This is a genomic window from Stenotrophomonas sp. 1L-E-5-B-C3 (assembly GCF_057292075.1).
In genome coordinates, this window is record NZ_JBXAWS010000020.1 from 1 (window position 1) to 14,909 (window position 14,909).

Below are 14,909 nucleotides of genomic sequence, written 5' to 3' on the forward strand. Positions count from 1 at the left end.
TCCAAAGCACTCTCCGGCCCTGCACGAACCGGTAGTGGCCAACCTTGGTTGGCCCGCGAAATGCTCGTGTGCCAACCAAGGTTGGCACCTACCAAAGCACTCTCCGGCCCTGCATGAACCGGTAGTGGCCAACCTTGGTTGGCCCGCGGAGTGCTCGTGTGCCAACCAAGGTTGGCACCTTCCAAAGCACTCTCCGGCCCTGCACGAACCGGTAGTGGCCAACCTTGGTTGGCCCGCGAAATGCTCGTGTGCCAACCAAGGTTGGCACCTACCAAGGCGTCCCCCACGCCCCAAAAAGAAGGCCCGCTTTTCAGCGGGCCTTCTGCCTTCTCACGACGAGTGAGTGCGGTGCATCAAGCCGCCGGCTTTTCGCCGGTGGCTTCGGTGGTGATGCGGATCTTCACTTCATCGCTGACGTTCGGGGCATACGCGCCGACGCCGAAATCGCTGCGCTTCAGGGTGGTGGTGGCATCGAAGCCGGCGGCCGGAACCTTGGCCATCGGGTGCTCGCCGCCGCCGTTGACGGTGACGTCCAGGGTGACCGGCTTGGTGATGCCCTTGATGGTCAGGTCGCCGGTGACGGTCAGCTTGTTGGTGCCAGCGGCTTCCACCTTGGTGCTCTTGAAGGTGGCATCGGCGAACTTGGCGGCGTCGAAGAAGTCGGCGCTCTTCAGGTGCTCGTCGAACTTGGCGGTGAAGCTGTTCAGGCCGCTCAGCGGCAGCTTCACTTCCACGGTGGACTTGGTCACGTCTTCGGCGTTGTACACCAGGGTGCCTTCAACGTTGCCGAAGTGCGCGCTCGGGTTGGAGAAGCCGAAGTGGCTCCACTGGGCCAGCACGTCGGTGTGGGTCGGGTCCAGCTTGTAGGTGCCCGAGGCGATCTGGATCGCTTCGGCGGCCGGCGCGGCGGCAGCGGCATCGGCAGCCGGGGTGGCAGCCTGTTCGGTGGTGGCCGGGGCGGCAGCGTCAGCAGCCGGGGCAGCGGTGTCGGCCGGCTTGGAGCAGGCGGCGATGGCCAGGGTCAGGGCCAGCGGCAGCAGCAGTTTACGGGTGGCGCTCATCTGAGGAACTCTCCGGATCGTAGGGTGGGTACACGGTGCAGCAAGAGCCTGCCACGGGACGGCAGGCCCGAAACCGATACAACGACTTACGCGATGCGCGCCGCTTCGTCGAACGACAGGCGCGGCAGACGCGGGAACAGGCCCGCCGAGTCACCGTAACCCAGGTTGACCAGGAAATTCGACTTGATGGAGGTGCCGGCGAAGAAGGCTTCATCCACCTTGGCCGCATCGAAGCCGGACATCGGGCCGGCATCCAGGCCCAGCGCGCGTGCGGCCAGGATCAGGTAGGCGCCCTGCAGGCTGCCGTTGCGGATGGCGGCTTCGTGGCGGCCTTCCCGCGGGCCGTCGAACCAGGCCTTGGCATCGGTGTGCGGGAACAGGTACGGCAGCTTCTCGTGGAAGTCCAGGTCGAAGCCGATGATGACGGTGACCGGGGCGGCCATGGTCTTGTCGTGGTTGCCTTCGGACAGGGCCGGGGCCAGCTTGGCCTTCGCTTCCTTCGAGGTGACGAAGACGAAGCGGGCCGGCGTGGTGTTGGCGGCGGTCGGGCCCCACTTCACCAGGTCGTACAGTTCCTGCAACAGGCTGGCCGGGACCGGCTTGTCGAGGAAGGCGTTCTGGGTGCGGGCAGTACGGAACAGCTGGTCGAGGGCAGCAGCGTCGAGCGCGTGGGACATCGGTGGATCTCCAGGGCGGCTAAGGGAAGTCAGTGCCCGCGGGCGGCGCGGGGCGAAACGACGAGCCGCAGTGTAGAGTGTCGCGACTGTTGCAACACCCAGCAGGGCTGAAACGAATTAATGCCACAGGTGAAACGATCGAGTGCGCCTTGGACGGTCACGGACGGCCGTGCCGGCAATGTCCGCCAGGCGGTCGCGCTGGCCTCTGCGCTGCGCCAGGGCACCCATCGCCCGCTGGTCCTGCAGCCCCGCGCACCCTGGCGCTGGCTGTCGCCGCGGCGGCTGCCTGGTGATGTGAACGGCTACGGCGAGGCATTCGCAACGCTGGCCGCGGATGCACCGCCGCTGGCGATCGGCTGTGGCCGCCAGGCCGCCGGCGCACTGCGCGTGCTGCGCGCACGTGGCAGCCAGGTGGTGCAGATCCTCGACCCGCGCATCAATGCCCGCCACTGGGACATGGTGGTGGTGCCCGAACACGATGCCCTGCGTGGCAGCAACGTACTGACCCTGCTCGGCAGCCTCAACCCGGTGGACGATGACTGGCTGGCCTGGGGCCGCGCCGCGTTCGCCGGCTTCAGTACCCTGCCCGGCCCGCGCACCGCGCTGCTGGTGGGCGGGCCGACACCGCTGGCGCCCTGGGACGAGACCGCGATGGTGGGCGTGTTCCAGGCGTTGGCCGAGCAGATCCGCAGCGAGGGCGGCAGCCTACTGGCCACCACCTCGCGGCGCACGCCACCGGCCTTGGCCGAGATCCTGCGCGCGACGTTCGCCGACCTGCCGCACGTGATCTGGGGCGACGGCGGCGACGGTACGAATCCTTATGGCGGCCTGCTCGGCTGGGCCAACCGCGTGGTGGTCTCGCCCGATTCGGTGAACCTGCTGTCTGAAGCCTGCGCCACGCGCATGCCGGTGATGGTGGCGCTGGCCGATACCGTGCAGGGCCGGCTGGCGCGTTTCCAGCAGCAGCTGCGCGAGCGTGGGCGGTTGCAGGCGCACTGGCTGGACTGGCAGTACGACCGTATCGAGCCGCTGCGCGAGACCGCGCGGGTGGCGGCAGAGGTGAAGCAGCGCCTGGCATTGGGGTAGTGCCGGCCGCTGGCCGGCAACCCTCGGCGCCTGGCATCACGGTAGTGCCGGCCGCTGGCCGGCACTACCCGACCGCGCAGCGATTTCTGAACATTTCGATCCGGCTACGCGGTTAGAGTCCAGCGTCCCCCATCACTCTGAACGTCTTCATGCGCACCCTGCTCCTGCTGCCCCTGGCCCTGCTCGCTGCCTGTTCCACCACGCCCACCGAGCTGGATCCGATTTCGTATCAATGCCAGCAGCAGTTGGACGCGTACCGCGAACAACCGGCGCTGCGCGATCCGAAGGGCCAGCGCCCACCGCTGCCGGTGGCCCCGATCAGCGATGCCTGCGACAAGGAGCTCCAGCGCAAGGGCGTGGATCGTCCCCTGCGCTGAGCAGCGTATGATCGGCGCGCGGGCCTGCCCGCCGTTGAAGGTATCGACATGGATCGTTTCTCCCACCTGCCGCGCGCCGCGCTGCTGATCGCCAGCCTGCTGGCGACCGCACCGGCCTGGGCCAACAGCACCGAATGCCGCGAGCGCTACCCGAGCGTGGCCGCGCAGGCGGCGATGCTGGACGTGGCCTGGACCACCGCTGAGCGTCTCGATGCGCTGCCCGATGTGGACGTGGTGGTCGCCGCGCGCGGTGGCCAGGACCTGAGCCGCTACGGCCTGCGCCACAGCCACCTGGCCTTCCTGCTGCGCGAGGACGACGGCCGCTGGCGCGCGATGCACCTGCTCAACCGCTGCAAGACCGACAGCTCGCAGCTGTACCACGAGGGCCTGGGCAACTTCGTCGGCGAGAGCGGCGGCCATACCGACCTGCGCATCGGCGTGCCCTCGGCGCCGCTGCGTGCCGCGTTGAAAGCGATGCTGGTGTCGCCGTCGATCCAGCCGAAGGCGCTGCACGAAACCAAATACAACGTGGTTGCCTACCCGTTTGCCACCGACTACCAGAACTCCAACCAGTGGGTGCTGGAAGTGCTGGCCGCGGCGATGGCGCAGACCGAAGGCGCGCCGGCCATCGTCAAGCGCGAACAGGCGCAGCAGTGGCTGCGCCAGCAGAAGTACCAGCCCAGCGTGCTGCATATCGGCCTCGGCAAGCGCGTGGGTGCGCGCCTGTTCGTGGCCAACGCCACCACCACTGACCATCCGGCCGGCGAACGCATCTCCGGCAACTATTCGGTGGTGACGGTGGAATCGGTGTTCGATTTCCTGCACCAGCGCAGCCAGCTGCAGCAGGAACTGGTGATCCCTCACGTGCCGGTAGCTGGTGCTGCCGCCGCCACGCCCTGAATCCAGCAAGGAGAACGACATGCGTACCCTGCCCGCCGTCCTGATGTCGATGCTGATCGTCGCAAGCCTGGCCTGGTCCACGGCCGCTCATGCAGAGCGCCGCATCGTGATCATCCACGACCCGGGCCCGCAGGGACCGAGCCTGGAGATGTCCACACAGATGGTGACGTCGGCCCGCGCGGCGGCGGCGAAGGAAGCCCAGGATGCCGCCGACGCTGGCCAGCCGCTGGCCCGCCCGCAGCAGATCAAGCTGCCGCAGATGCAGGTGAGTGCGATCGCCACCACCGTGGATGGCCGCCGCGAAGTGCTGCTGCGCGATGCCAACGACCCGCAGAACACCGCATCGATGCAGTACCCGCGCGGCATCGGCGATCCCGCCGTGCAGTTCACCGTGGGCCAGACCGTGAACTTCGAACCGACCGGCGCCGACCAGGGCTGGCAGCTGAAGGACAACCAGGGCCGTCCACTGGAATATCTACCCGAGGCCACCGGCCCGCGCGACATCTTCGATACCCGGCGCTGAGCCGCCGTCCCCACCCTGACCAGGAGGTCTCCATGTTCCGTTGCCTGCGCGTTCCCGCCACTGCCCTGCTGCTTTCGGCGCTGGCGGTGCCCACCGTCCATGCCGGCGCCGCGCCGCAGTTGAACAGCGGCCAGACCAGCGTGCTGGTCACGTCGCTGATCGTGCTGTCGATTCCGTTGGCCACGTCGATGGGACTGGCCGAACTGTCCAAGGCCCCGTTCAAGGCCAGCGAGCGCAACGGCAAGGTCGCCGCACGCACGCCGGCGGTGCCGCTGCCACCGATGGAAGTGAAGCAGGTCGCCACCACGCCAGCCGGTGATCGCCAGGTGCACCTGCAGGTGCCCGGCAAGGCCGACCAGACCGCAACGCTGCAATGGCCGGCGGCTGCAGGCGATGACCCGATTGCCGGTTTCGTCGTCGGCCAGCAGGTGCGCTTCGACCCGACCGACGCGGGTGCCGGCTGGACCGTGAAGAGCGCGCAGGGCCAGGCGCTGGCCTATGTGCCGACCGCCTATGCCGCCGGCGATGTGATGAGCGAAACGCTGTAAAGCTGAACGGCCGGTTTTGGCATTGCCGCGGGCCGGGCGGATAATGGGCGATCCCCTTTGTCCCCCTGGCTCGCCATGTCCGTGCGTCCTGCCCCTGTGTTTGCCTCGCTGACCCCGCGCGCCCTGGTGCTGGCGGTGCTGGCCATGGGCGCGGTGGTGCTGCTGTCCAACGTACTGGTGCAGTACCCGATCAACGATTGGCTGACGTGGGGTGCTTTCAGTTACCCGGTCGCGTTCCTGGTCAGCAACCTGATCAACCGCCGCTTCGGCCCGGGCCCTGCCCGCCGCGTGGCGTGGATTGGTTTCGCGGTGGCGGTGCTGCTGTCGATCTGGGTGGCCACCCCGCGCATCGCCATTGCCTCGTGCTCGGCCTTCATCGTGGCCCAGCTGCTGGACATCACCGTGTTCGACCGCCTGCGCCGTGGCAGCTGGTGGCGCGCACCGATGGTGGCCACCACCTGCAGTGCGACGGTGGATACCACCATTTTCTGGTCGATCGCGTTTGCCGGTTCGACCCTGCCGTGGGTGAGCTGGGCTGCCGGCGACCTGGCGGTGAAGCTGGCGATTGGCGTCTGCCTGCTGGCCCCGTTCCGCGCGCTGTTGTGGAAGATGGCGCCGCTGCGCACCACCAGCTGACCGCCGTTGCTCTGGTAGCTGCCAACCTTGGTTGGCACACACCTTGAACCCGGTGGGTGCCGACCGTTGGTCGGCACGTTCCATCAGAGTTCATCGCTGCCGACAGATTGTGCCGACCAACGGTCGGCACCTACCAACAGCGGGCCAACGCTCAGATCATTGATCCGGCGGGCCATCGCAGGGCCATTGATCCGGTGGGCCATCCGCAGGACCATTGATCCGGTGGGTGCCGACCGTTGGTCGGCACGCCCTGCAGAACCCATCGCTGCCGACAGATTGTGCCGACCAACGGTCGGCACCCACCCAAAGTTGTTGCAGCATTTGCACCCACTCAGGCGAACGGCAGCTCCGCGGCGATGCACGCGGCGGTAATCGCGGCACATGCCTCTTCAATCGCGGGCGTGGTCGGTGCCAGTCGTGGACGTCGATCCAGCGTGCAGGCCAGCCCAACATCCAGCAGCGTGGCATGTGCTCCGTGCAGCGCCTGCGCGGTGTCTTCCGGCAGGAAACCGGCAACGGCCAGCGCATCGATCAACGACGGCGTGTCGCGCGGCTGCAGCAGCGCTGCATGCTGCGCGCTACGCGCCAACACGCCGGTCTGCAGCAGGAACTCCAGGTCCACCACGCCACCCGCGCCCTGCTTCAGGTCCAGCCGCGCGGCATCGCTGCGGTCCAGTTCGGTGCGCATGCGGCCGCGCATCTTCAGCACGTCCGCGTACAGCACACCCGTGTCGCGCTCACGCCCAAGCGTCTGCGCACGCACCTGCTCGAAGTCGGCCAGCAGGCTGGCATCGCCGGCCACGCCACGCGCGCGCACCAGCGCCTGGTGTTCCCAGGTCCACGCGCGTTCGCGCTGGTATTCGGTGTAACTGGCCAACGAAGACACCAGCGAACCCTTGCCACCATCAGGGCGCAGGCGCACGTCGATGTCGTACAGGCGCCCGGCGGCGGTCACCGCACCGAGCAGCGCCATCACCTTCTGCGCCAGGCGTGCATACCAGCGCCCCGGCTCCAGCGGACGCGCGCCATCACTGGCATCCACGCCGGCCGGGTTGTCGTGCAGGAACACCAGGTCCAGATCGGAACCGAAGCCCAGTTCAAGCCCACCAAGGCTGCCGTAGCCGATGATCGCAAAACGCCCGCCGGGAATCTCGCCGTGTGCGGCATGCATGTCCGCTTCGGCCATCGCCAACACGGTGACCACCACGGCCTGCGCCAGCTCGGCCAGTTGCCGGGTGCTGTCCACCGCACCCTGGCGGCCATCCAGCGTGGCCATCGCCATGCGGAAGCTGAGTGCCAGCCGCGTTTCATTGAGCCAGCGCAGCGCGGATTCGGGATCTTCCACCGCCAGCACCTGCTGGCACTCGGCCAGCATGCTGGCGGCATCCGGCATCGGCCCGGACACGCGCACGTCCAGCAGTTCGTCCAGCAGCAGCGGATACGCCGCCAACCGTTCGGCCAGCAGCGCGCTGCGCGCCAGCACGTCCACCAGCCGCGCCAGTGCGCTGGGCTGTTCGTCCAGCAAGGCGAGATAGCTCGTCCGGCGCAGCACCGCCTGCAGCAGGCCAAGCACGCGCTTGAGCGCGGCATCGGGCTGTGGCGAGCGCGTGGCCGCATGCAGCAGCGCGGGCAGCACGCGATCCAGCCGCGCACGCGCGGCATCGGACAACGACTTCACGCCGGTGCCTTGGGCGAAGTCGCGCAGCGACTGGTCGGCGCCGTTGGCATCGAGGAAACCGGCTTCGGCCAGCAGTGGTGCATTGCTGCCTTCGGGCAGGCTGCGCCAATAGTTGGCCAGTGCATCGGGCGCGGCCTGGCCCTTGCGCGGTGCCAGCAGTGCGGCGAATTCGGTACTGACCCGTTGCTGCTGCACGGCCAGCGCCGCGCGCAGCACCTCCCAGTCCGGATACCCGAGCCCAACAGCGATGCGTTCGCGGTCAAGCGCGTCGCTGGGCAGCACGTGGGTCTGCGCGTCACGCAGCATCTGCAGGCGGTTTTCCAGCCGGCGCAGGAACAGGTAGGCCTCGCGCAGCGCGTTGCCATCCTCAGTCGCGATCTGCCCGGCGGCCACCAGTGCCTCCAGCGCCACCAGCAGCCGACGCTCGCGCAATGCCGGTTCGCGACCACCGCGGATCAGCTGCAGCGCCTGGCACAGGAATTCGATCTCGCGGATGCCACCGGCGCCGCGCTTGATGTCGTCGTGCAGTTCGCGGCGTGCGACTTCGGCGGTGATGGCCGCCTTCATTTCGCGCAGGCCATCGAGCGCGGTGAAATCCAGGTAGCGGCGGTACACGAACGGGCGCAGGGTCTGCAGCCACGCCTCGCCGGCATCGATGTCACCGGCCACCGCGCGCGCCTTCAGCCAAGCATAGCGTTCCCAGTCGCGGCCCTCGCGCTGGAAATACTGGTCCATCGCCGCGAACGACAGCGCGACCCGACCGGCGCTGCCGAACGGGCGCAGGCGCAGATCGACGCGGTGGCTGAAGCCATCGACGGTGGTTTCGTCCAGCAGCTTGGCCAGGCGCTGGCCGAGGCGGGCGAAATATTCTTCGGCGGCCAGCGGGCGCGGGCCGTCCGATTCGCCGCCCTGCGGGTAGGCGTAGACCAGATCCACATCGGAACTGAAGTTGAGCTCGCCACCGCCGAGCTTGCCGAGGCCGAACACCACCAGCTGCTGCGGGATGCCGTGTTCATCGGCGATCACACCGTGGCGCTGGGCGAATTCCTGCTGCAGGGCGTCCAGTGCCAGCCGCAGGCAGTCCTCGGCCAGCGTGGTGGCACCTGCGAGGGTCTGCGGCACGTCGTCGAGGCCGGCCAGGTCGCGCCAGATCAGCCGTGTGGACATCGCGGTGCGCCAGCGCCGGATCTGCGCCGGCCAGTCGCTGGGCTGCAGCGGATCGAGCACCGGCGCCGGGATCGGCGGGCAGCCTGGGGCGGCCAGCTGCGCCAGCAAGGCCGGTTGCCGCACCAGGGTGTCCAGCGCGAAGTCACTGGTCACCGCCAGCCGGGTCAGCAGCGGCAACAGATCGGTCGGAACGGGCTCGGGCAGGACCTGGGCCAGGCGCGCCAGAGCGCGGTCGACAAGAGGCTGCAGGGAGGCGGGCAGGTCAGCGGGGGCGAGGGTCATGGGCTGATTCTCGCGGGGTCGGATCCCTTTGCCAACGGCGAAGGGCTCTGACCCCGAGATGCCGCCGGTTGATGCCCCTGGTGGGGTCAGAGCCTTTTGCCTGTGGCAAAAGGATCCGACCCCCGATGGGAACCGCGCATTCATACTGGACGACAGGCAATAAAAAAGCCCGCTTGCAGCGAACTGCCAGCGGGCTCTGCTCCCTCCCCCACGTCGGGATGCAGGTCCATCGTGCGGGCTGCGAAAGCACTTTGCACGCTGCACTGCAAAACAAAACCGACGGGTTTGGGTGAGCCCCCGGGGAAAAACCATTCCACGAAGGTAGAACCCCCCGTACGGCGGGGGATGGCCGATAATCGGGATTCCCCCCAGCAACACGTGTCGTCATGTCTGTTGATCGCATCGCCAACGCGCGTCTTCGTGACCGCGTGGTCTCCGCCGAGGCCGCAGCCGCGCTGATCCAGCCCGGTGAAACCGTGGCCATGAGCGGCTTTACCGGCTCTGGTTACCCCAAGGCCGTTCCCGTCGAACTGGCCCGCCGCATCGAAGCGGTGCACGCCCAGGGCCTGCCCTTCCAGATCAGCCTGATGACCGGCGCCTCCACTGCGCCGGAACTCGATGGCGCGCTGGCCAAGGCCGATGGCATCGCCATGCGCATGCCTTTCCAGAGCGACCCGGATGCGCGCAACCGCATCAACGAGGGCAAGCTGGATTACATCGACATCCACCTCAGCCACGTTGCCCAGCACGTGTGGTTCGGTTTCTATGGCGAGATCGATACCGCGGTGATCGAAGTCTCGGCCATCCGCGAAGATGGCTCGTTGGTGCCCTCCACCTCGGTCGGCAACAACAAGACCTGGCTGGACCTGGCGAAGAAGGTGATCGTCGAGGTCAACGAATGGCAGCCGGCCGGCGTCGACGGCATGCATGACATCTACTACGGCACGGCGCTGCCACCGCACCGCAAGCCGATTCCGCTGGTGAACGCCAACGACCGCATCGGTGACACCGCGCTGCGCTGCGACCCGGACAAGATCGTGGCCGTGGTGCGTACCAACGGCCCGGACCGCAACAGCCCGTTCAGCCCGATCGATGCGACCAGCGAGCAGATCGCATCGCACCTGATCGAGTTCCTGCAGCACGAAGTGAAGAAGGGCCGCCTGCCGCCGAACCTGCTGCCGCTGCAATCGGGCGTGGGCAACATCCCGAACGCGGTGCTGGCCGGCCTGGCCAAGAGCGGTTTCCGCGACCTGGCCGCGTTCACCGAAGTGATCCAGGACGGCATGCTCGACCTGCTGCGCGACGGCGTGCTGAGCTACGCCTCGTGCACCGGCTTCGCGCTGAGCCCGCAGGCCAACGAGACGTTCAAGGAAAACATCGATTTCTACCGCGAGCGCATCATCATGCGCACGCAGGAAATCTCCAACCATCCGGAACTGGTGCGCCGCCTCGGCTGCATCGGCATGAACGGCATGATCGAGGTGGACATCTACGGCAACGTCAATTCGACGCACGTGATGGGCACGCGGATCATGAACGGCATCGGCGGTTCCGGTGACTTCGCCCGCAACGGCTTCCTGTCGGCGTTCCTGAGCCCGTCCACCGCCAAGAACGGCACCATCTCGGCGATCGTGCCGATGGCCAGCCATGTGGACCACACCGAGCACGATGTGTCGGTGATCGTGACCGAACAGGGCCTGGCCGACCTGCGTGGCCTGACCCCGCGCAAGCGCGCACAGGTGCTGATCGACAACTGCGCGCATCCGGATTTCCGCCCGCAGCTGCAGGACTACTTCGACCGTGCCAGCCGCGAGAGCTACGGCAAGCACACCCCGCACCTGCTGCCGGAAGCGTTGTCGTGGCACCAGCGTTGGCTGGATACCGGCACGATGAAGGGCTGATCGCCGTCGGGGTCGGATCCCTTTCCATTGGAAAGGGCTCTGACCCCAGGTACGGAAATCGGGTAGAGCCGGCCGCTGGCCGGCTCCCCAGAACAGCCGGCCAGCGGCCGGCTCTACCTTCACGCGGTGCGCAGCGCCGCCAGCGATTCGGCCTGCAGCCGCTCGTAGATCTCGAACTCGTCATTCACCGCCACGCCCAGCGCCTGCTCGAAGGCTTCGCGGTTGGCATGTGCGGCATAGGCGCGCTGTTCTTCACCGCCCAGGTTCGATTGGAAGATGCCTGCGGCACTGACCGGCAGGAAATCCTCGTAGACGATCGGGTCGGCGGTGGCCAGGCCCGCGGCCACCAGCACTTCAGCTGGCAGATCAGCCACGCGTTCCGGCGCAGCGCGGCCAGCGTCGGTCAGCTGGTAGCGGTAATAGCCCAGGCCTTCCTGGCGCAGCGTGTCATGGTCATCCGGGAAGCTGGCGAACACCGCCTGCAGGCGCTGGCCGTAGTCGCCACCAGTGCTGCCTTCGCCACCGGCATCGCGTGCCTGCGACAGCAGCTGGTCGTACAGCGCGCGGCCCTTCGGGGTCAGCGCAAGGCCACGCTGTTCGATCTCGCCGAAGCGCGCGGTATGCGTACCGGCATCGCCACCTTCGCTGTCCGGGAACTGCACGGCTTCTTCCAGTGCCTTGAAACTGGTCTGCCGCAGCAGGATCGGGCAGGCGCGGCGCGGCGGGCCTTCGATCACCGCCTTGGCGGCCATGCCGTATTCGATCATCGCGGCCTGCGCGGCATCGATGTCCAGCGTGCGCGGGGTCAGGTGGTTGATGTGCGGGCCGCGGAAGCTGACCACGTCGGCCACCAGCCGGTGCGCGTTGTGCAGCGCGTGGTAGGTCGGCAGATCGACGGTGGCATCGCCGTGCCAACGGAAGGTTTCCAAGGCTTCATCGACAAAGCGCTCGGCGTCGGCCTGCGACAGCCCGCCGTCACGCTCGGCCTGGTCGATCAGCGCCAGCGCGCCGTCGGTGAAGATGCGGCGACGTGCCAGGATCTTTGCCGACTCGGCACGCAGGGTTTCGTCTTCGATCAGCTCCAGGCGCAGCAGCGAGGTGAACACGCGGAACGGGTTCTGCGCCAGCGCGGCACCGGTGAGCGGGCGGAACGCGGTGGAGTGCACCGGGACGCCGGCCACGGACAGATCGTAGTAGCCCACCGGGTACATGCCCATCACCGCGAACAGGCGGCGCAGCGTGGCCAGTTCCTGCACGGTGCCGACCCGGATCGCGCCGTGGCGCTCTTCATCCAGGCGCGCACGCTCGTCGTTGCGCTGCAGCTGTGCGGCCAGTGCCGGATCCTGCTCCAGCACCTGCGCGTTGATCCGCTCCACCAGTTCCACCAGCGTGCCGTACAGCGGCACTTCGGTGCGGTACATGCGGGACATGGCCTGCGCGAACAGGCGGCGGATCACATCAGGCGAAACGAAAGAGGCGCTCATCAGTCACTCGATTACGGGAACGGGGAACAGCGAGAATCCCTATTGTCGCCGGAGCGCGGGGCCGCGGCGATATGCAGAGCAACATGAGAAATATGGGTAGCGCCGGGCCATGCCCGGCGGATTCCAGGGCCGCGCTGCGCGCTCGCCGGGCGTGGCCCGGCGCTACCGCTTCAACTGACGCCTCAGCGTGGCATCCAGGGTGATTGGCCGGTCCCAGTGCTGGTAGCTGGCCACGATGGCATGGCGCACGGCGCGGTAATGCAGGTTGTCCGGCTTGGTCGGCATGCGCTTCACCACCGTCTCCCAGCCGCCCTCCGGGTCCTGGCTGAAGGCGCGCACGCTGTCGCGGCAGGTCTGGCCGCTGGCCTTGGCCCAGAAGCAGGCGAAGTAGATGTCCCCGGCCTGCCAGCCATGGGTGGTGAACAGCGCGCTGATGTAGCCGCGCGGCACGCCGGCATAGCGCGACACTTCATCGAGGAAGGCGTCCGGGTAGCGTTCGGCGTAGTGATTGATGTCCTGCAGCTGGGCATCGACCCAGCGGTCACCGGTTTCCACCTCGTAGACGGCCGAACGCTCGGCGGTCTGCTGGGCCAGCACGGTGGCCGGCGCCAGCAGCAGGGACAACAACAGTGCGCGCAGTCGGACGTTCATGCCCCGATTCTGCCGCAGCCGCCGCGCCCTGTCAGGCCGCCGCCGAGGCCTTGGCCTCGATCGCCGCCAGTGCGGCCGGCCAATCGTGGGCGGTGTCGGCGGTGACCATGCGCGGTTCGTCGTCGGCCACGCCGTGCTGGGTCTCGTGGGCCCAGGTCACTGCGTACGGGGTATGCACGCCCCAGCCGCCCAGGGTCACCACTGGTTCGATGTCCGAACGCAGCGAGTTGCCGACCATCACGAAGCGCTGCATCGGCAGGTCGAATTCGGCCAGCACGCGGGCGTAGGTTTCCGGGTCCTTCTCCGAGACGATCTCGATGCGCGGGAACAGCTCGGCGAGATTGGCGACCTTGATCTTGGCTTCCTGGTGGAACAGGTCGCCCTTGGTGATCAGCACCACCGGATAATCTTCGGCGATCGCAGCCACTGCTTCACGCACGCCGTCGATCAGCTCGACCGGGTGGCGCAGGGTGTCGTGGCCGATCTCCAGGATGCGCTGGATGTCCTTGGCCTCGATGCGCTGGCCGGTGATGTCGATGGCCGCTTCGATCATCGACAGCGTCATGCTCTTCACGCCGTAGCCGAAGGTACCCAGATGGCGCTGCTGCACTTCCAGCAGGTGACGCGCGGTCTGGGTGTCATGCACGTCGACATAGCGCGACAGCAGGTCAAGATAATCCTGCTCGGCCTTGCGGTAGTAGTCCTCGCTCTTCCACAGCGTATCGTCACCGTCAAAACCGACCAGGCCGATGGCGCGCGACGGCGCAGGCGTGGGGGTATTCATCGGCCAAGGATACAGGGGCGGCGTTGACGAGAAAAACCCGGGCGGCCGCAGCCGCCCGGGTCCCCATGCACCGGTCTTCCCGAATCAGGCGTGGATCAGCGGCCCTGCGCCGCGCCGGCACCTGCACCGGCCTGCTGGGCGGCCACGTAGGCCTTGTACTCATCGGCGCTCAGCTCGCCGTCCTTGTTGGTATCGGCCTGGTCGAACACCTGGGCGAGGCCGGCGTTCACCTGCGCCTCGGTCTTGCTGATGGTGCCGTTGCCATCGGTATCGATGCTGGCCCAGGTCTGGCCACCGCCATTGGCCTGTGCCGAAGCCGCTGCGGCCGCATTGGTCGCCTGGTCAGCCGCCTGCCCTGCCTGTGCCGCCGACTGCTGCGCCTGTGCAGCCTCGTTCTGTGCCTGCGCGGCCTGCTGCTTGGCCGACTGGGCCATCGCCGGAATGGCCAGCACGCTGCCGGCGGCGACGATCAGGGCGATCAGGGGCTTGCGGTTGCGAATAGTCATCAGGGGTGTCTCCTACCAATTGGGTGGTGTTGCGCGGCGTGTTGTCTCCGCACGGCACCTACCCTGCCACCGCGTTTCTGAATCGATTTTGCCTCGCGACCGGCGTCAACACGCACGATTAACCACTGGCCTACGCGCATGCTTTAGCGCGGTGGTTAGCACGAAGTGAGTGGCTCATAAGCTGCGCATTCAGCGCTGCCTGATTTAACCGGCAGCGAACGAAAAACCTGCGTCAGTCGACGTTCTGCGCCGATGACCGCGAACTGAACATCACCCAGCCGAGGGCAACACCGGCAAGCGCACCGGCGATTTCCAGCACTACGCGGCTGCCGAGTTCGTTCGGATCGTGGATGGTGGCGAGGAAAAGGCGCGCATACAGGGGCGACTCCAGACGCACGATGCCCATGTAGAACAGCTTCCAGGCATCGATGCCGGCGGAGATGATCACGGCGATGACACACGACCAGCCGATGGCGTGGCCGACCGTCCAGTGCAGCAGCCGGCACAGCTGCGACCACAGGAAGTACACCAGCAGCCCGACCAGCAGGGCGATGGCGCCCGCTTCGAGGGTACCGAGCAGGCCGAAGTGCAGGGGAAGGTTCATCGGGTGGGCAACGGTGGGATGGCGGCCAGTGTAAGGGTATCGGC

15 protein-coding genes are annotated in these 14,909 nt (G+C 67.5%); 7 read left to right on the top strand and 8 right to left on the bottom strand.

The genetic code is table 11. From position 1 onward, the window contains the following. Positions 1–353 precede the first annotated feature (353 nt). Together AC0Z6F_RS19435 and AC0Z6F_RS19440 are read right to left on the bottom strand one after the other, a co-directional pair. Complete coding sequence (locus AC0Z6F_RS19435; protein ID WP_012509871.1) at positions 354–1,061, bottom strand: YceI family protein; 708 nt, start codon at positions 1,059–1,061, stop codon at positions 354–356. An 86-nt stretch (positions 1,062–1,147) separates the two neighbouring features. Beyond that, positions 1,148–1,738, bottom strand: a complete 591-nt coding sequence (locus tag AC0Z6F_RS19440) for a malonic semialdehyde reductase (RefSeq protein WP_346486421.1) — start codon at positions 1,736–1,738, stop codon at positions 1,148–1,150. 120 nt (positions 1,739–1,858) lie between these two features. On the opposite strand from AC0Z6F_RS19440, the gene AC0Z6F_RS19445 reads away from it, so the two are divergent. The 6 genes from AC0Z6F_RS19445 to AC0Z6F_RS19470 all read left to right on the top strand — a co-directional run bounded on the left by AC0Z6F_RS19445 (position 1,859) and on the right by AC0Z6F_RS19470 (position 5,808). After that, positions 1,859–2,824, top strand: a complete 966-nt coding sequence (locus AC0Z6F_RS19445) for a mitochondrial fission ELM1 family protein (RefSeq protein WP_180838267.1) — start codon at positions 1,859–1,861, stop codon at positions 2,822–2,824. A 149-nt stretch (positions 2,825–2,973) separates the two neighbouring features. After that, on the top strand, positions 2,974–3,201 hold the full coding sequence (locus tag AC0Z6F_RS19450; RefSeq protein ID WP_004139505.1) for a hypothetical protein: 228 nt from the start codon (positions 2,974–2,976) through the stop codon (positions 3,199–3,201). A 48-nt stretch (positions 3,202–3,249) separates the two neighbouring features. Next, positions 3,250–4,101 (top strand): DUF2145 domain-containing protein, encoded by an 852-nt coding sequence (locus AC0Z6F_RS19455; RefSeq protein ID WP_485618167.1) that lies wholly within the window; start codon positions 3,250–3,252, stop codon positions 4,099–4,101. A gap of 19 nt (positions 4,102–4,120) precedes the next feature. Then, on the top strand, positions 4,121–4,624 hold the full coding sequence (locus AC0Z6F_RS19460) for a hypothetical protein (RefSeq protein ID WP_485618169.1): 504 nt from the start codon (positions 4,121–4,123) through the stop codon (positions 4,622–4,624). Positions 4,625–4,656: 32 nt separating this feature from the next. Next, a complete protein-coding gene (locus tag AC0Z6F_RS19465; RefSeq protein WP_485618171.1) occupies positions 4,657–5,172 on the top strand; it encodes a hypothetical protein in 516 nt (171 codons plus the stop codon). Between the two features lie 75 nt (positions 5,173–5,247). After that, a complete protein-coding gene (locus AC0Z6F_RS19470; protein WP_485618173.1) occupies positions 5,248–5,808 on the top strand; it encodes a queuosine precursor transporter in 561 nt (186 codons plus the stop codon). A 331-nt stretch (positions 5,809–6,139) separates the two neighbouring features. On the opposite strand, the gene glnE is transcribed toward AC0Z6F_RS19470, so the two are convergent. Continuing rightward, the gene (gene glnE / locus AC0Z6F_RS19475) at positions 6,140–8,935 is read right to left on the bottom strand and encodes a bifunctional [glutamate--ammonia ligase]-adenylyl-L-tyrosine phosphorylase/[glutamate--ammonia-ligase] adenylyltransferase (RefSeq protein WP_485618175.1); all 2,796 of its coding nucleotides are present in this window, start codon (positions 8,933–8,935) and stop codon (positions 6,140–6,142) included. 386 nt (positions 8,936–9,321) lie between these two features. On the opposite strand from glnE, the gene scpC reads away from it, so the two are divergent. Continuing rightward, positions 9,322–10,836 (top strand): succinyl-CoA:acetate CoA-transferase ScpC, encoded by a 1,515-nt coding sequence (scpC, locus tag AC0Z6F_RS19480; protein ID WP_094000597.1) that lies wholly within the window; start codon positions 9,322–9,324, stop codon positions 10,834–10,836. A gap of 119 nt (positions 10,837–10,955) precedes the next feature. Here scpC and hglS read toward each other — a convergent pair whose 3' ends face one another. The 5 genes from hglS to AC0Z6F_RS19505 form a co-directional block, all read right to left on the bottom strand. Beyond that, on the bottom strand, positions 10,956–12,320 hold the full coding sequence (hglS, locus tag AC0Z6F_RS19485) for a 2-oxoadipate dioxygenase/decarboxylase HglS (protein WP_448122491.1): 1,365 nt from the start codon (positions 12,318–12,320) through the stop codon (positions 10,956–10,958). A gap of 162 nt (positions 12,321–12,482) precedes the next feature. Continuing rightward, positions 12,483–12,971, bottom strand: a complete 489-nt coding sequence (locus AC0Z6F_RS19490; protein WP_485618179.1) for a hypothetical protein — start codon at positions 12,969–12,971, stop codon at positions 12,483–12,485. A gap of 31 nt (positions 12,972–13,002) precedes the next feature. Further along, positions 13,003–13,755, bottom strand: a complete 753-nt coding sequence (locus AC0Z6F_RS19495; protein ID WP_004139358.1) for an HAD family hydrolase — start codon at positions 13,753–13,755, stop codon at positions 13,003–13,005. A gap of 95 nt (positions 13,756–13,850) precedes the next feature. Further along, positions 13,851–14,261, bottom strand: a complete 411-nt coding sequence (locus tag AC0Z6F_RS19500; protein ID WP_004139214.1) for an EF-hand domain-containing protein — start codon at positions 14,259–14,261, stop codon at positions 13,851–13,853. A gap of 232 nt (positions 14,262–14,493) precedes the next feature. Continuing rightward, positions 14,494–14,865 carry a hypothetical protein gene (locus tag AC0Z6F_RS19505; protein WP_012509861.1) on the bottom strand — a complete coding sequence of 124 codons (372 nt, stop codon included), beginning with the start codon at positions 14,863–14,865 and terminating at the stop codon, positions 14,494–14,496. Between the last annotated feature and the right edge of the window lie 44 nt (positions 14,866–14,909).